Below are 16,486 nucleotides of genomic sequence, written 5' to 3'. Positions count from 1 at the left end.
TATAATTTTGATACAATTATTCACAATATCCTCAAAAAAGATGTGTAACTGGCTAAGATCCGGTTTTACATTGAATCTATAATACACGCCACCCAAGATGTTCTGTATAAATATTGCTGGTTACATATTCAATTTTATCTACCTGCACTACTAATATGCTATTGATCATCTTAAAATCTCATTTGTAGAGAAAATACTATCTCCACTAGAGTAGTTGATAACTTGATGGTATAAAGTTAATGTTAATAATTACAGTAAGGCTAAATATACAATAGAATACCTCATTATGTGGCGTTGCCTGTTGCAGTGAGGTAAAAATTTATATGTGTTTATCCGTAGTTCATTCATTTTTCTCCCCTTTGGGGATGTTTGTTTACCCGCTAATGTGAATGTATCCTTGAGTGACGAGAGAATAGCTAGAGAAATTACTGCTATTATTTCTATCAGAACAGGTGATATATTCTCGTGGGTATATGTATTAAAGAGAGTACTGTTAAATTTCATTATCACATCAATAAAATGAAAAATCAAGCACACAAGCCTACCAACCCCGAACAGAGCATACACTCTACAAATGGATTTATCCCATATCAGAATATTCCGGTATATGAGGAACAAGAAGAATGGAACTATCAAGATATTTTGGGTTTGTTGCAACGCAGATGGTTAGTGATTCTTGGGGTAGCGACAACTTTAATGACCGGTATAGCTATCAACTTGATATTAAACCCTAAACCAGCAGAATATGAAAGCAGATTTCAGATGCTGATTGAGCCAATTGATCAATCAACTCAAGTAGTTGATCTTGTCCAAAAAGGTAATCCATTTTTATCTAATCGAAGTAATTTAGATTATGAGAGTCAAATTCTAGTCTTGAGAAGTCCAGAACTGATCGATAATAGTGCTAAACGATTAGCAGCTATTTATCCATACATTGACTATAATTATCTGCTTAATTCCTTAAGAATTGGTCGCGTAGGTCAAACTAAGATTATAGAAGTTAGATATCGTAGTCAAGATCCACAAGAATCGAAAACAGTCTTAGATGAAATTTCCCAAGATTATTTACAATACAGCAAGGCTAAGCGGCGAACTAATATCAATCAAGGCTTGGATTATATTAACCGAGAACTGCCCTCTCTGCAAAATAGAGTGGATCAGATTCAGAGAGAAATGCAAATTTTCCAACAAAAATATGATTTCATTAGCCCAGAGACCCTTACTATTCAAGTTGCTACACAAAGTTCTGGTTTCATTCAAAAACAGCAAGCACTGGAACAAGAGTTAGCCCAAGCTCGTGCTAATTACAATTTCTTACAAAGTGAAGAAGGTACTAAAGCATTGCTGGATAGCTATCCTGTTTATCAACAGTTAAATGATGAATTGCGTCAATTAGATATCCAAATTATCAGTGCATCTACCCTTTTCCAAGAAGAAAACCCAAATATTATCACATTAAGAGAAAAACGTAACCAATTAGTGCCGTTAATAGAGGAGGAATCAGAGCGATATATCCGAACTAGTCGAGCCGAAGCAACTTCTACACTCAATTCTTTAGAGCTGAGTAAGCAGGAACTGCAAAGAAACCAACAGATATTAGATCAACAAAGGCAACAATTACCAAGCCTCATACGAGAATATACAGAAATACAGGGTCGATTACAACTGGCTACTGAAGCTTTGAGTCGGTTTTTATCTACCCGCGAAATTTTACAAATTCAATTTTCCCAGGCAGATTTAGGTTGGCAATTAATTCAAGCACCGGGGCTACCACAAGCTCCTGTTGTGTCTTCAAGTATGGTGAGGGATTTGATTGTAGGATTAGCTGCAAGTGTATTTTTGGGCATGGGTGCGGCATTAATTGCTGACAAACTGGACAACACTTATCACAATGCCTGGAGTCTTAAGGAAAGGGTAAATTTACCTTTGTTAGGAACTCTTCCTTTCAGTAAAGAATTACAAAGAGGTGAATTAAAAACTGTCAAGACAGAGAAATCAGTTTCCGAGTTGTCAACTTCACTGAAGGAAGGGGAAGCAAGCCTTGGAACCTATCCTATAAATTTTATAGAAGCTCTCCGGGTACTTTACACAAATATTCAATTATTAAATTCTGATTCTCAAATACAATCTATTACTCTGACTTCAGCGATGGCAGGTGATGGTAAATCTACAATTGCTTTTCATCTAGCTCAAATAGCCGCAGCTATGGGGAAACGAGTATTACTTGTAGATGGAGATATGCGCCGCCCATCTGTTCATAGATTATCCAATCTAAATAATCTTTGGGGACTGAGTAATTTAATTACTTCCAATTTGCCATTTGAAAAAGTTGTGCGGCAACTACCTCAGATGAATGCGGTATCTATTATTACTGCTGGTCCCTTACCTCCTGATTGTGCAAAGTTGCTGTCATCAGAAAAAATGAAGCGATTGATGGCAGATTTTCATAAAAGTTTTGATTTAGTTATTTATGATGCTCCTCCTGTGGTGGGATTAGCTGATGCTAGTTTGATAGCTTCTCAAACGGACGGTCTGTTGATGGTAGCCAGGATAGATAAAACGGATCGTTCTGTGTTGGAGCGAATAGTTAATGATCTGAAAATAGCTCCTATTAATCTTTTAGGTGTAGTTGCTAATGGTCAAAAAGGTAATGTGAGTAGTTATTATTATCAACAAGCAAGATGATGGACACTCCTAGCAGTAGACTAGGGCGATGGACTCCAGCATATCTAAGTTTATCTGCTATGGCGTTTCTCTCTTGAGTGAGGTACAGTAGCGCCACCCCCAACGCTCTCATCGCTTGCGATGTATCGTATAGACAGAAGTCATCGAATTTAGCCAATCTCTTACAGAATAGCCCCCTAGACCCCAATTATGAGGAAGAATTTTCAAAGTATCCCAGAATTGGAGCATTTAGGGGGAGTCAAAATAATATGCAGCCTCACAAATAATTGGTGTAAAGCCCATTAATAAGATTTAAGTAAAAATACTATTTTTAAAGTATTAAGTGTATAATAATATCGCAAAAATAGATTTTTATCAGGGACTGTTTTGATGGATACAGTACAAGTCAGTGGTAGTGAGATTTCCCCAGTTATTGGTGCTAACTATGCTTACTGGAATTTAGGGAAAACGTTGATAACTTGTCTTCTACTGTTAGCAGGTTTCTCCATCGAATCGGTATTTGCTGCGGATAATGTTGTGGCTGAAAATTCAGAGCCTAAATTGAGTACATCTCAAAACCTGAAAACATCTTCTATAGAATCTCCGCTTAATTCACAGTCAAATATCAACTTAAGACAAAGATTATTAGCATCTAAAAAGCCTAATAATGTTGGTGATAGTTTAACTGCTAAGGTTGATTGGAAAACATTCAGTGGTTCTTTAGCAACAGAAAATTTTTTGCTGGAATCTGAGGAAAAGTTTCAAAATAACTATGGTTTAGAGAAACATTTATTTGCTGATCATATTATTAATACTGATTTGCATTTAAAAAATAAATTACAAAACCAAGATAATTTGTTATCGCCGGATAAACCAAGTCAAATTATTTCACAAACAGATTCGTCATCTTCTGAGGATGAGATTGAGGAATTGCGCCGACAATTTTTAATTGAACCAATACTGACTAGGGGAGTACCTCTAAAATCTTCACCTGGTTCGAGTGCTGGCTCTCCTTCTGCTTATGGAGCTAGTGCTGGTCAAGCTTATATCGGGGGTGGACTATATTTTCCTTTCGACAAAAGTAAAGATAGGAATGATGGTTCTATGTCTGTTGGTTTTGGCTTGGGAAATCCCTTTGATTCTGTGGGAATGGAAGTTAATATTGATATCACTAGTGTAGGTGGTGGACCAGGTTTTGATTTTGGAGATAGTGGTGCTGTAGGTTTTAAGCTACATAGATATTTAGGGGGCGCTACAATTGCAGCTATTGGTTGGTCAAATCCTATTAAATGGGGAGATGTTAACCTGGCTGAAAATACTATGTACGGAGTGATTACTAGAGTATTTTTTCTGCAACCAGATAACCCTGATAATAGCTTACCTTTAACCGTTTCTGTGGGTTTGGGGAATGGAGATTTTCGTTCTAAAGGTGCAATAGTAGCAAATGAAAATCCTCTGAATTTGTTTGCTAGTTTAGGTTGGACGATCCTACCCCAATTTTCTCTAATTAGTAGTTGGACGGGAAATACTTTCAATGTTGGGGGGTCTTTTATTCCTTTTAGGAGTCAACCTCTAATATTTAATGTTGTCATTGCAGATATTACTGAAAATTTGGATACTGGGTCGGGTCTTTCGATAAGTGGAGGCTACAGTTTTGAATTTTAACCTCATTATTAGTTGAACAATTTTTTTGTACGCGCTCAAGTGGGGGTAGCACCTCTCTAAGAATATAAATATAGCTCTGTAAATGAATCTCCGGCAGAATGCTGATAGCTTTTGAGAAGGTGAGACTGTATCATGATATCAGTGTGGCACGATGTCACTTAGTCAATTATCTAACAAGTTGATCACATTACAAATAAAACTCATGAAGACGCAAAAATTATCGTTGACTGTTGCTCTGGGTTTGAGTGCATTTAGTTGTTTAGTGGGTGCGCCCATGAGAGCAAATGCTGGTGGTGTTATTGTACCTGGTCCTCCCCCTAGTCCTTTTAACCCTCTAATTCCTCGCCTGGAAAGAGTTGTTCGTACTATTAATCGTAATACTTTAAGATTTTCCAATAATATCTTGAATGTTGCGCCTGAAACTCAAAATGATTTGAATGTAGCTGCTAACGACATATTGCAGGAATACCAAGATGTAAATATGCTCTTTGCTGTGATTCAAAATAAATCACTTGTGGAAAATGGTGAAAGTCCCATTGTAGATATCAATATGCTGAATGCTGCTATTGTTGATTACAATGACCTGCTGATGCAAAGTAGTCCTGAAGAACTTCGAGAACTAGCTAAAGATCCCGAATTTATCCGTACTGGTAGGATGCTAAAGGAGTTGAGGGCTGTTTTGAGCAGAAATTAAGTTAAGGTTTTTCCCCACCTTGTTGATGAGATGCTACTCTAGGTGGGGATAATTTTCTCAATAAATTATGTTTATTGCTCAATACCTATTAAAATACATAAACACTACGAAATAAATACAGCTTCACTGCATCATCACCATCAAATGGTTTGCGCTCAATGCAATATGACTGTTGAATTTGAGAATAATTCTATTTTGAAGCAGGTAGAAAAATCGGGGTTGGAGTTAATTGATTGCTAATTAACAATTTATACTATTTGTCCGGAGGCTGTACGCAGAGGATGGACGGCTATTATGCGTATTGATTGGATGTGTGCCAATGCAATTAAGGCTGTCCACGATTTAGATAATACTGATAATTATCAATAATTATGTTGAAAATACGGTGAAAGATGATGGGCGATCGCACTATTATCGCATGATTGTTGATTATCTGTTAATTTGGGTATCAGCAGTTTTATGATGAATGGGTGTGGTGTAGAGTAATCATGAGACTAACTGTGAGGCGGTTCTATAAACTGGGTTTAAAGCCCCGATCTTCTAGGAAGGCTTTTGTGGTATTATAGCTTTAGCGGTAAAGCGCACAAATAAAAAACGAAGTAGGTCAAGCGGACGACTCCTGATCCGGAACCCTGGTAGTAAAAATCCTCAATCTTGTATAAATGTGGGAGTAAAGCAAAAATTCCAGAAATCGTTTCAAACGCGGTCGGGCAGTCCGTGTATGCTTGTGGACGTATCCAAACGGGGAGATTTGAATATTTTATATTCAGGTTTCTAGTTCGGACGGATGAAGCAAGAATCCTCATGCCTTTAGGCTGAGGAGTGTCAAAGATTAAAGAGCGTTAATTAACCGACAAAATATCAGTGTACATTAATCAGTTGTATACACAAATGGTTAATTTTCTCAATTATCTAATCTACAACTTTCAGTAATCCTCTTTGCAAAGCATCAAAAACTCGGCTGATTTGCTGCCTTTCTTCTTCATTAAGGCCTTCTTTAGATAGCAGAGTGGACATTAATAATTGCTGGTCATAGCGGCTAATTCTGCCAATACTAAATATGTGCTTTAATAGCTTCTCTAACGATATTTGGTTTGAGGAACCTGTGCTTTGCATATTCTCTTGGAAAAAAATATTGTAAATTGTATATCCTATAGATTTTAATATAAACCTTTTTAATGAAAATGCCCTGAGTAGCACTACGGAATAATCACAAATAACTAGTTATTAAGCAGATAATAAATGAGTGGTGACCGCATAAGTAGGAATACGCAAGGCTATAGAATAGCTGATAGTTGATGTTCTCCCTGTCCTCCTGATCAGGGTTTCGGGTAGAATAACTTGGGAACAAAAAAGAACTTAAAGATCATGGCACTAGCTCGTATTGGGATTATTGGTGGGAGTGGTCTATATCAAATGGCTGCTCTGAAGGATGTAGAAGAAGTACAAATTGAAACTCCTTTTGGTTCACCTTCTGATGCGCTAATTTTAGGAAGTCTCTCAGGTACAAAGGTAGCATTTTTAGCCCGTCATGGACGTAATCATACTTTATTACCTTCTGAGTTGCCGTTTCGCGCCAATATCTATGCAATGAAGCAAGTGGGTGTGGAGTATTTAATTTCAGCTAGTGCGGTGGGTTCTTTAAAGGCTGAAGCTAAACCATTAGATATGGTGATTCCAGATCAGTTTATTGATAGAACCAAAAATCGGGTTTCGACATTTTTCGGTGACGGAATTGTGGCTCACATTGCCTTTGGTGATCCGATTTGTCACAATTTAGCTGGGATTTTAGCAGATGCGATCGCTTCTCTAAATTTACCAGATGTGGTTCTCCATCGTGGTGGTACTTATGTGTGCATGGAAGGCCCCGCATTTTCTACCAAGGCGGAATCCCATCTTTACCGCAGTTGGGATGCAACGGTAATTGGAATGACAAATTTACCAGAGGCGAAGTTAGCCAGGGAAGCAGAAATTGCCTATGCAACTTTAGCGCTGGTAACAGATTATGATTGCTGGCATCCAGATCATGATAGTGTGACGGTAGAAATGGTGATTGGTAATTTACAGCGTAATGCAGTGAATGCTCAAATGGTGATTCAAGAAACTGTGCGGCGTTTGAGTGAAAATCCCCCGGTTAGTGATGCTCATTCGGCGTTGAAATATGCGATTTTAACTCAGTTGGATAAAGCACCAACGGCGACTAAGGAAAAGTTGGGGTTATTGTTGCAGAAGTATTTATGAATTAAGCTATTTTATAGCAACTGTTAAGGAGGTTAGGACATAAACCGAGACATGATTCGGGTCTTAACCCAGTCCCCAGCTATATGAGATCCCCGACTCATCAGACAAATCGGGGATTTATGGTTTATGCTACTTGAAAATCAAAGTTGAAACTAGCCCAATTTTTGACATCTAATAGATAAGAGTCAGTGGATGTAATGTTAATTTCAGATTTGACTGCACTGGCGTTATGCAAATCTTGTAACAATGCTTGAGCAATTTCTAAAGGTTTCAATAATCCTCCGAAGGGTCTTTGGTCTGTGATGGGATATTTGGATTTTTCTAAATACCCTAATGTTTCTTTAAAGGGGGCGGTACTGAAAATCATTTGGTGTTCGCATTCATAAGCTGGCCCTGGGATCATCCATTCGGAAGCAATTACATTTTTTGGCAGTAGTAGGGTTTCCCCTGGGGTAATAACTACTTGTTGGAATAAGGGTTTGCTGTTGATAAACGTAGATTCTCCGGGGGATTGCCAAGGGTAAAAGGCGATCGCATTCATGTTATTTTTTAATCCTACCAACATTAAATAAATCGGGCGATCGCTCTGATTCTGTAATCGGTACTGCATTCGACTACTAATTGGCACAGTGGGATTACTTAAACCTGTGAGCAGTGATTTATTTTCTAGTTGTTCTCTGGTGAGGGTGCGAGTGGTTTCGCGCTGCATGACGACGCGAGATGACAAGTTATTCATGATCTCCAGAGTGGCTTTAACTGGTAAGCGGGAAGAACCTTCATTTTCTGTCAGTCGCCATAATTTTGCTGCTAAGAGAGTTGGTAATATCGGCATTAACCTCTGCACCACCAGCTTGACAGCTTCCCCAGGTTCACCAGATGTGTTGGGAATTAGTTTTCCTCCGGAACTAAATAAACCATAGCGACTGGAATTGTCAGATAGTTTACCAAATACACAATCAGCTGGTTGTTCTCCAGCAACGACAGTACCAACATGGTTAATGGCTGCAAAGGCGCTGGTTGCGTCTACTCGTTCAATTCTTTCTAATCCCGCATCTAAACCCACTATTAAATTCACACTTTTGGGTAATACCCGCACTGCTTCTTGGAATAGTTGTCCTACTTGAGGGGGAGTTTCTGGTTTAATTTTGGAAATTTGGGCTTTGGCTGTTAACCCAGTACGCGATCGCAATGTTAACTGCTCTCCAGTTAATAGCGTAAATCGGGAATTAACACCATAGTTTTCTAATACTTGTGGAGGTAATCCCGCTAAAAATAGTTGGGCTGTTTTACCATCATCTTCAATGACTCTAACTACTCCCTCAGATCCAACTGTGGGGTTGGGGAGGAGTAATTTCTCCACAGTTAAGGCTTTGGGTTGACTTTTATCGTCACTGAATAACGCTGGCTGCTGATTGCTTCCTAGCTTATGCATATAGCTTCCCACATGGGAAAGGCTGAATTGAACTGTGGTTGCTGGTGTACTTTCCCACAAGTATTGAGTTAACACATAAGTCAATAAGCCGGCACTAAATCCAGAAAATAGGATTTCCCTAGCCAACTGTTGACTGTCTGAAGTCGCAGTTAAAATAACGGCATTATTGGGGTTGGAATTTTGATTTCTCAGTTGTTGTAAAAATTCCAGTTCCTCAATTGCTAGTTGTGCTTCTGCGGATGCTGGGCGGACACGAGTTCGCCAACCCGTGGGCTGGAGTGTGCTGGGAGCATAAAAGCTGGTATCCAATACAGCTGTTACTTTCTCTGTGGGGAGCGATCGCAACAAGAGCCGTACTGTTTCTTCTAAAATATAGTTGACTATTTCATCTTTTTGTGCATCTTGAGGATTAGCTGGAACTAAAGCATTCTGCACCGTATCGGTAAATCTGCCCGATTTAATCCGAGTACCATAGCCACTGAAGTGGAATAATGCCACATCACCAGCTTTCACTTGCTGTCCCAGATGTGCCGCAAAAGCCTCTTGAATAGATTTTCTGGTAGCTTTTTCTTCAGTTAAAGTCAGAATATCCGAGGATACAAAGCCAAAACGATGAATTAACAGTTCTTTTTGCAGTTCTACATCGGTGAGACAACCAGCCAATGCAGGACTTTTCTGGTATTGATTAATGCCAATCAATAATGCTAATTTACGTTGACTAGGTTGTGCTAAAGCTTGGGAATAGCGATCGCATAAAGTCAACCACTCAGCTTCAGTCACACCCAATACCGCGAGTATAGAACCAATCCGTTGTAAAAAAGTCCGACGCTTCATAATTAGCCATCAGTCCTCAGCCCTTCAGCTAACAGCTTATAAGGCAGAAGTCTGTAGTGTAAAGTTAAAGTTTATACGGTTCACTAATTAGGGACTTCCAAGAAATAAATTATCTTAGTAAACTAACCACTTCAGATGCAGAGAACACCAATTCATTAAACCTTTAATAATAACAGAGTTATTTTGCGTGAGGTGATTGAGTATTTTTTTATTTGGAAGTCCCTGAACAAATACCTTAAGCCGATGCTTGTACTTGCATCGCCCGCGCTAATTCAGCCGCCACTTCCGGACGGGAAAATTCTGGAGGTGGTAATTCACCTCGGCGCAGCATTTCCCTGACCTTAGTTCCTGAGAGGTGAACACGTTCCTCTGGTTTACTAGGGCTAGTTTTAGTAGTTGCCATTTGCTTGGTGCGTGTACAGTAAAAAGCGTGTTCAAACTTCATTGGCACAATACCCAATTCTCCCGGCTCAAACTCATCAAAAATGTATTGAGCATCATAAGTGCCATAATAATCACCCACACCAGCGTGATCCCGTCCCACAATAAAGTGAGTACAACCGTAGTTTTTCCGGACTAAGGCGTGGAAAATAGCTTCCCGTGGTCCAGCATAACGCATTGCCGCCGGATTAATTGCCAAAATCACTCGGTTTTGGGGATAGTGATGTTCTAGCAAAATTTCATAGCAGCGCATCCGCACATCGGCCGGAATATCATCTTCTTTTGTCGCCCCTACCAATGGGTGCAAAAATAAACCATCGACGGTTTCCATAGCACACTTTTGGATATATTCATGAGCGCGATGGATGGGGTTACGAGTTTGAAAACCAACAATAGTTTTCCAACCTTTTTCCCTAAACATCTGCCGTGAAGCTGCGGGATCAATTTGGTAGGAGGGAAACAGGGAATGGGAATCGCGTTGTAATAGCCAAATCTCACCGGCAAGATTTACAGAACCCTGATTGTAGACTACCTGCACACCTGGATGTTTAGCGTCATCAGTGCGGTAAACATTAATAGCCTCTGCGGTTTTATCGTAGAGATACTTTTCTACCAGTTGCAAAACTCCGATAAATTCACCATTGGGGTTATCCAAACGGATCAAGCTTCCTTCCTGGAGAGGAGAGGCTACTTCTTCTATTACTGATAGTGTAATCGGTATTGACCACGGCAGTCCATTAGCCAGCCGCATTTCTTTGACGACACGGGTGTAGTCTGACTGGTTCATAAAACCCGTGAGTGGACTAAAACCGCCGATAGCAATCATCTCTAAATCAGAAACCGCCCGCCCATCAAGTTGCACGCGTGGCAAAAAGTCGGCTTTTGAGAGAAATTCTACCTTTTGTTCTGGTGTAGCGATACGGTTAACCAATTGTCCACCGTGGGGTGCAATGGCATCTGGATGTTGACTCAACGTAATCCCCTCTTTGACTTAACTGCAATTGTTTCAAACTATGTACTAACTTACCAAAATGCTGGTACGCAGTTGAAAAAGAGTTTGGGAATGGGGAGGTATGAGGGGGTGTCGAGAATGTGGGAGGTGTGGGAGGATGGAGTTGATGTACTTTACTGGCTGTGAAATATGACGGCTGTATCCCCTGTTGTAAAACCTGTTAGCCAATTACGGTTAGCACCTGGTAGTACAGTGACTATCCAGGATGTGAGTTGGGAGGAGTTTGAGTCTATTTTAGGCGAGTTGGGCGAAAAGCGATCAGCACGAATTGCTTATAGTCAGTCAACGTTAGAAATCATGGTTCCCCTACCTGAACACGAAAAGCCAAAGGATTTAATTTCAGATATTGTTAAAATTTTACTCAAGAAGACTGGGAAAAAATACGAACCCTTTGGTTCAACCACCTTCAAACGGGAAAATATCGCCGGGGTAGAACCAGATGCTTGCTTTTATATTCGGAATTACCAAACCATGATCAATCGCCGAAGACTGGAACCGAATGATCCGCCTCCCGATTTAGCCATTGAGATAGATGTCACTTCTAAAACAAAACTGGATGCTTATGAGGCGATCGCAGTTCCGGAATTATGGATTTACGATAATAGTAAGCTGACTATTTATGTACTCGCAAACGGGCATTATATAAATTCTGATCATAGTCCTACTTTTCCCCATATCCCTTTAACGCAAATTATCCCTGCTACAGTGGAAAGGTCTTGGCAAGTGGGAACTGTGCAAGCTTTAGAAGAGTTTGCAGAACAGGTGGATAGAAGTATTTTGTAATATTACTGAGACTGTAAATATTCCAACAGTAACAATCGTAAGTAGTCCAATATTCTGATATAACTCTTCATCTGTTCATACTGGTCATTATTACTAAAATAAAAGTTAGCAATTTGCGGCACATTTAAAACTCGCACGGACTGTAGTTGCTCAATTGCCTGAGATTTATGGTTAATTTGACCAGTGGCTTGAACTTGACTCGCATAACCTCTAATATTTACTGTCAACAGTTCAATTTCCTCTAACAGCGAAAACTCCTCATCCTCTGGAGGAAATGTCATTATTATTTCTTTGCGCTCGTTGCGAGTAGTCTGATAAACATGAGTCAATTGAGCCAATAATTGAATAATGTTTTGCTTGGTCACTTCTTGCTCATTTAAAACTGCTTTATTCATCATTAACTCCATAGGTAACTATTTTTTCAGTCCCATATTTATCAGGTCTGATAATCACATATAGGGTTTCCTAATCATATAAGGTATATCATAGCCCCCTTCTCGCTTGCGGGGAGCAGGGCTGTTTCATTCGCTTGTGTGGGAAATTTGTCAACAGGATAATCTCACGCAAAGGCGCAAAGGCGCAAAGAAAAATCAGGTATTTCGGGCTGAAGACCCCAAAATTTTTTGTCCTAATTGTGGATTTGCCTTCAATTTTTATCTCTTTGACCCTTGCAATTTTACCTGTTTTAGGGAACGAAACAGCCCTGGTTGGGGGTGGGGTTCTTTTACTGCATTAAAGTGGAAAACGCTATAATTTGGTTGAAAAATCAAAAACCCTCCTCTATTGCGGTGTAGAGTTAGGGATTCTGCTTAACTAAATTGTTCAATAATCCCGCCACCTAAAACTTTATCACCGTCGTACCAGACAGCAGCTTGTCCAGGGGTGATGCTAACTTGGGGTTCATCAAACACCAAACGCACACGGGAATTTTCCAGAGGAATCACTGTGACTGGTGTGGGGCTAGAACGATAACGAATTTGCACTTCCGCCCGAATTGGGGTGGACGGTTCAGCGATAGAAACCCAATTTACTTGATTAACTGTGCATTCTGGTTGAGTTACCTTGGTGCGATCGCCTACAACCACTTTATTATTAACTGCATCTAATTCAATTACATACAGAGGTTCAGCCGCCGCAATTCCCAAACCTTTACGCTGTCCAATGGTGTAATGATGGACACCATCATGTTGACCCAAAATTTTCCCGGATGTGTCCACAATATCCCCTGGTTTGGGTGCAAGATATTTATCCAGAAATGCCCGCATAGAACCGTTGCTTTCCACTAAGCACAAATCTTGACTTTCCGGCTTATTCGCAGTGGTTAACCCGTATTCTGCGGCAATCCGGCGAGTGTCGGCTTTTTCTAATTTGCCTAGAGGAAATACTGTAGATCCTAGTAAATCTTGAGACAAATCATACAGAAAATAAGATTGGTCTTTGTTACGGTCAACAGCCCTTAATAACTGGTAGCGGCCAGTAACTTCGTCATAGTTAATTTGAGCATAGTGACCAGTAGCAATGCTTTCACAGCCTAACTTTTCACGAGCATACTGCACCATTGGCCCAAACTTCACCGTTTTATTACACTGAGAACAAGGCAGAGGAGTAATTCCAGCGCTGTAACCAGTCACCAGGAAATCCACAATCTGGGTTTGAAACACTTCACGAATATCCACAACCTCATGGGGAACTCCCAACTGTTCACAGATATCAGCCGCGTCGATCATTCCTTCAGAGCAACATTGACCCTTACCTTTCATCAACCAAAGGGTCAAACCAATTACTTCATAGCCCTGATGATGCAGAATAGCTGCGGCGGTGGAACTGTCAACACCACCAGAAAGACCAACGACGACTTTTTTCATATCCTTAAATCTTCTTAAGCTATTGGCTATCTGTGATAGAGAGCAAAATCTCTGCTCAACAGCTTGATGACAAAATATTAAACTTGTTACCTGTGAATTTGATGCAGTTAACGCAACACCAGAGTTTTGCAATTTTCCAATTGTAGCACACATATCTTTAAACAAAGAGGCAGGGAGTAGGGAGCGGGTAGCATAGGGTAGGCTCTTTACTTTCCCAGTACAGCCAAAGTCAATTGCATATTATTTTTAATGTATTGATTGCAACTTAGGCATAGTACATTTTAAACTAAAAGTATAAAAAAGATAGTTGCTACAATACCGGATTTATTGGTGGCTAACAGAAATTATCTAGGAAGTTTTGTTATTACTATGTACAGTCAGATATCAGGTAAATTTACTGCCCTTCAGCTCGCGCCTTGGTTTTTGGGAACCTGTTTAGCGCTAATTCCCCAAAGTAGTCCCGCCCAAATGGGGCAGCGTTTACCGGCACTACCCCAGGTTCAACCAATGCCAGTGGTAGAGTTTAATCAGTATAACCAGAACTTTCAACCCTACCAAGAAGTACAGTTGAGTCAAAATTTTCAACGTTATTTAGTATACGTTGATGGTGGTAATTCCCAAATTTTGCAACAAGTACGCTGGATTGAACCGGAAGCCTATATCCGTCAGTACCAAGGGCGGACTATTATTCAGTCAGGAATTTTTAGTCAACTAGTCAATGCAGAAAATCGGGTCAGAGAATTACAGTCATACGGTATTAATAATGTCCGAATTGCGAATTTTACAGATGGACGAGAGGTTGGTTTTAGCGCAGCACAACCGTCACAACCTGTGCAATCTACTCTCCCTAATCGCCGAGAAGAATCTGGTTACTATGCTGTAATCCCTGCTGATGCTAGAAGTTTACCTGTGATTGCAGATAATATTAGGCGGACTAGTGGATATTTTGAGCTAGTGCAGGAAAGACAACAACCACGGGGAACTCATGTAGCTGTCGGTCCTTTTACTGAACGTTCCATAGCCCAGGCATGGAATCAATATCTGCGAGAATTAGGATACGGTAACTCCAGGGTTTACTACGGTAAGTGAACTACAGGAATGGGGAATGGGTGGGACAGTCTTTAATTTTTGTTTTCCTCAAGTCCTTGGCGGTTGCGATTAGATGGAATTATTGCAAATTGGAAGTCGAGGACTGAATACTAATGCAAGATAGACAAGAACAAGTTGCACAAGTGGTAGTCTCTGCTAGCCAAATGCGGGATATTGAAGGGCGGATATTTGCTGCCGGAATGCCTGTGGCGGCTTTAATGGAAAAGGTGGCGGGACTTATTGCTGTTCGGGTTCAGCAAGCGGAAGGATCTCGTGTGGGGATTTTAGTTGGTCCTGGTCATAATGGAGGAGATGCTTTAGTTGTAGCCCGTGAGTTACACTTTCGCGGGTATGCAGTTTGGCTATATTCTCCTTTTTCTAAGTTGAAGGAGTTAACTTCACAGCATTTAAAATATGCTCAGAGTTTAGGTATCCCGTATTATCAAGAATTTGAGCAATTGCCAGAGTGTGATTTTTTGATTGATGGGTTGTTTGGTTTTGGTTTAGAAAGACCCATTACTGATGCGATCGCTTTGGCAATTAATCAGCTAAATCAATGGCATAAGCCGATTTTGAGTATTGATATCCCTTCAGGTATTCACACTGATACAGGTGCAGTATTAGGCACTGCTATTCGGGCGAATCAGACGTTTTGTCTCGGTTTATGGAAGTTGGCTTTTTTGCAAGACCACGCTTTAGAATATATCGGCAAGGCTGAATTAATTGATTTTGATATTCCTGGGGCTGATGTGCAAGCTGTTTTAGGAGATGCACCTAAAATTAAACGCATTACTCCAAGAACAGTAAAATTAACTTTACCTTTACCTCGTCCACCAGTAACGCACAAATATAAAGAGGGTCATTTACTGCTGATTTGTGGTTCCCGTCGCTATGCAGGGGGAGCAATTTTAACGGCTTTGGGTGCGCGTGCTAGTGGTGTAGGTATGCTTTCAATTGCTGTGCCAGAATCTTTAAAACCGCTTTTAATATCCCATTTACCGGAGGCTTTAATTATTGGTTGTCCAGAGACGGAAACTGGGGCGATCGCACATTTGCAATTACCAGAAAATACTGATATGAGTTCCTTTAGTGCGATCGCTTGTGGCCCTGGTTTAACATTAGATGCTGCGCCTATTCTCTCAGAGGTGATGCAGTGCGATCGCTCTTTAATTCTCGATGCTGATGCCTTGAATATCTTGGCAGAAATGGGAACCATCCCCACATTACAACAACGTCCAGCGCCAACGGTTCTCACACCCCACACAGGTGAATTTCAACGCTTGTTCCCCCATATTCCCCAGCAAGACAGAGTAAAAGCCGTGGCAGAAGCCGCAGTACAAAGTGGGGCTGTAGTTTTATTAAAAGGGGCAAGAACTGCGATCGCTAACTCCCAAGGTGCAATTTGGATTAATCCTGAAAGTACCCCAGCTTTATCCCGTGGTGGTAGTGGCGACGTGTTAACAGGGTTAATGGGGGGATTATTGGCACAAGCAACTACTAAAAAAATTCCTGTAGAGGATATAGTAGCAACAGCCGCTTGGTGGCATTCTCAAGCCGGAATTTTAGCAGCCCAAGAACGCACAGAATTAGGTGTAGATGCCTTTACCTTGACACAATATCTTATGAAAGTTATCAGTAATCTAGGCAATATGTAAGCAATACTGATAATTTTCTTGGCTAATTTAATTTTCAAGTAAGGGTTCTGAATCTATAGCAACTGACATATTGGTTAGGACATCATAATTGTGGTTTTAAGGGAACGGGAA

At 40.4% G+C, this 16,486-nt stretch carries 13 protein-coding genes; 8 read left to right on the top strand and 5 right to left on the bottom strand.

Translation table 11 applies throughout. From position 1 onward, the window contains the following. The first annotated feature begins 519 nt into the window (after positions 1-519). The 4 genes from ACM0OP_RS08105 (at position 520) to ACM0OP_RS08090 (ending at position 5,263) form a co-directional block, all read left to right on the top strand. A complete protein-coding gene (locus ACM0OP_RS08105) occupies positions 520-2,685 on the top strand; it encodes a GumC family protein (RefSeq protein WP_414527888.1) in 2,166 nt (721 codons plus the stop codon). 369 nt (positions 2,686-3,054) lie between these two features. Further along, positions 3,055-4,329 carry a hypothetical protein gene (locus ACM0OP_RS08100; RefSeq protein WP_414527887.1) on the top strand — a complete coding sequence of 425 codons (1,275 nt, stop codon included), beginning with the start codon at positions 3,055-3,057 and terminating at the stop codon, positions 4,327-4,329. A gap of 202 nt (positions 4,330-4,531) precedes the next feature. After that, positions 4,532-5,023 (top strand): hypothetical protein, encoded by a 492-nt coding sequence (locus tag ACM0OP_RS08095; RefSeq protein ID WP_414527886.1) that lies wholly within the window; start codon positions 4,532-4,534, stop codon positions 5,021-5,023. 42 nt (positions 5,024-5,065) lie between these two features. Next, positions 5,066-5,263, top strand: a complete 198-nt coding sequence (locus tag ACM0OP_RS08090; protein WP_414527885.1) for a transcriptional repressor — start codon at positions 5,066-5,068, stop codon at positions 5,261-5,263. A 672-nt stretch (positions 5,264-5,935) separates the two neighbouring features. Here the strand turns inward: ACM0OP_RS08090 and ACM0OP_RS08085 are convergent. Continuing rightward, positions 5,936-6,139 (bottom strand): hypothetical protein, encoded by a 204-nt coding sequence (locus tag ACM0OP_RS08085; protein WP_414527884.1) that lies wholly within the window; start codon positions 6,137-6,139, stop codon positions 5,936-5,938. Between the two features lie 252 nt (positions 6,140-6,391). Here ACM0OP_RS08085 and ACM0OP_RS08080 point away from each other — a divergent pair, with 252 nt between their 5' ends. Then, positions 6,392-7,264, top strand: coding sequence for an S-methyl-5'-thioadenosine phosphorylase (locus ACM0OP_RS08080; protein WP_414527883.1), 873 nt, complete (start codon positions 6,392-6,394; stop codon positions 7,262-7,264). 124 nt (positions 7,265-7,388) lie between these two features. Here ACM0OP_RS08080 and ACM0OP_RS08075 read toward each other — a convergent pair whose 3' ends face one another. Together ACM0OP_RS08075 and sat are read right to left on the bottom strand one after the other, a co-directional pair. Beyond that, the gene (locus tag ACM0OP_RS08075; protein ID WP_414527882.1) at positions 7,389-9,530 is read right to left on the bottom strand and encodes a caspase family protein; all 2,142 of its coding nucleotides are present in this window, start codon (positions 9,528-9,530) and stop codon (positions 7,389-7,391) included. A 235-nt stretch (positions 9,531-9,765) separates the two neighbouring features. Then, complete coding sequence (sat, locus tag ACM0OP_RS08070) at positions 9,766-10,944, bottom strand: sulfate adenylyltransferase (protein WP_414527881.1); 1,179 nt, start codon at positions 10,942-10,944, stop codon at positions 9,766-9,768. 168 nt (positions 10,945-11,112) lie between these two features. On the opposite strand from sat, the gene ACM0OP_RS08065 reads away from it, so the two are divergent. Next, positions 11,113-11,766 carry a Uma2 family endonuclease gene (locus ACM0OP_RS08065; protein WP_414527880.1) on the top strand — a complete coding sequence of 218 codons (654 nt, stop codon included), beginning with the start codon at positions 11,113-11,115 and terminating at the stop codon, positions 11,764-11,766. A 2-nt stretch (positions 11,767-11,768) separates the two neighbouring features. Here ACM0OP_RS08065 and ACM0OP_RS08060 read toward each other — a convergent pair whose 3' ends face one another. Together ACM0OP_RS08060 and mnmA are read right to left on the bottom strand one after the other, a co-directional pair. Continuing rightward, on the bottom strand, positions 11,769-12,164 hold the full coding sequence (locus ACM0OP_RS08060; RefSeq protein ID WP_414527879.1) for a hypothetical protein: 396 nt from the start codon (positions 12,162-12,164) through the stop codon (positions 11,769-11,771). Between the two features lie 411 nt (positions 12,165-12,575). Then, positions 12,576-13,631, bottom strand: a complete 1,056-nt coding sequence (mnmA, locus tag ACM0OP_RS08055; protein WP_414527909.1) for a tRNA 2-thiouridine(34) synthase MnmA — start codon at positions 13,629-13,631, stop codon at positions 12,576-12,578. A 369-nt stretch (positions 13,632-14,000) separates the two neighbouring features. On the opposite strand from mnmA, the gene ACM0OP_RS08050 reads away from it, so the two are divergent. Continuing rightward, positions 14,001-14,720, top strand: a complete 720-nt coding sequence (locus ACM0OP_RS08050; RefSeq protein WP_414527878.1) for a hypothetical protein — start codon at positions 14,001-14,003, stop codon at positions 14,718-14,720. Positions 14,721-14,833: 113 nt separating this feature from the next. Further along, positions 14,834-16,375 carry an NAD(P)H-hydrate dehydratase gene (locus ACM0OP_RS08045; protein WP_414527877.1) on the top strand — a complete coding sequence of 514 codons (1,542 nt, stop codon included), beginning with the start codon at positions 14,834-14,836 and terminating at the stop codon, positions 16,373-16,375. The last annotated feature ends 111 nt before the right edge of the window (positions 16,376-16,486 follow it).

Source organism: Nodularia chucula CCY0103 (assembly GCF_963923915.1).
GTDB classification, from domain to species: Bacteria; Cyanobacteriota; Cyanobacteriia; order Cyanobacteriales; family Nostocaceae; genus Nodularia; species Nodularia chucula.
Note: the sequence above shows the minus strand (reverse complement) of the source record. Positions and strands in the feature narration are given on the sequence as shown.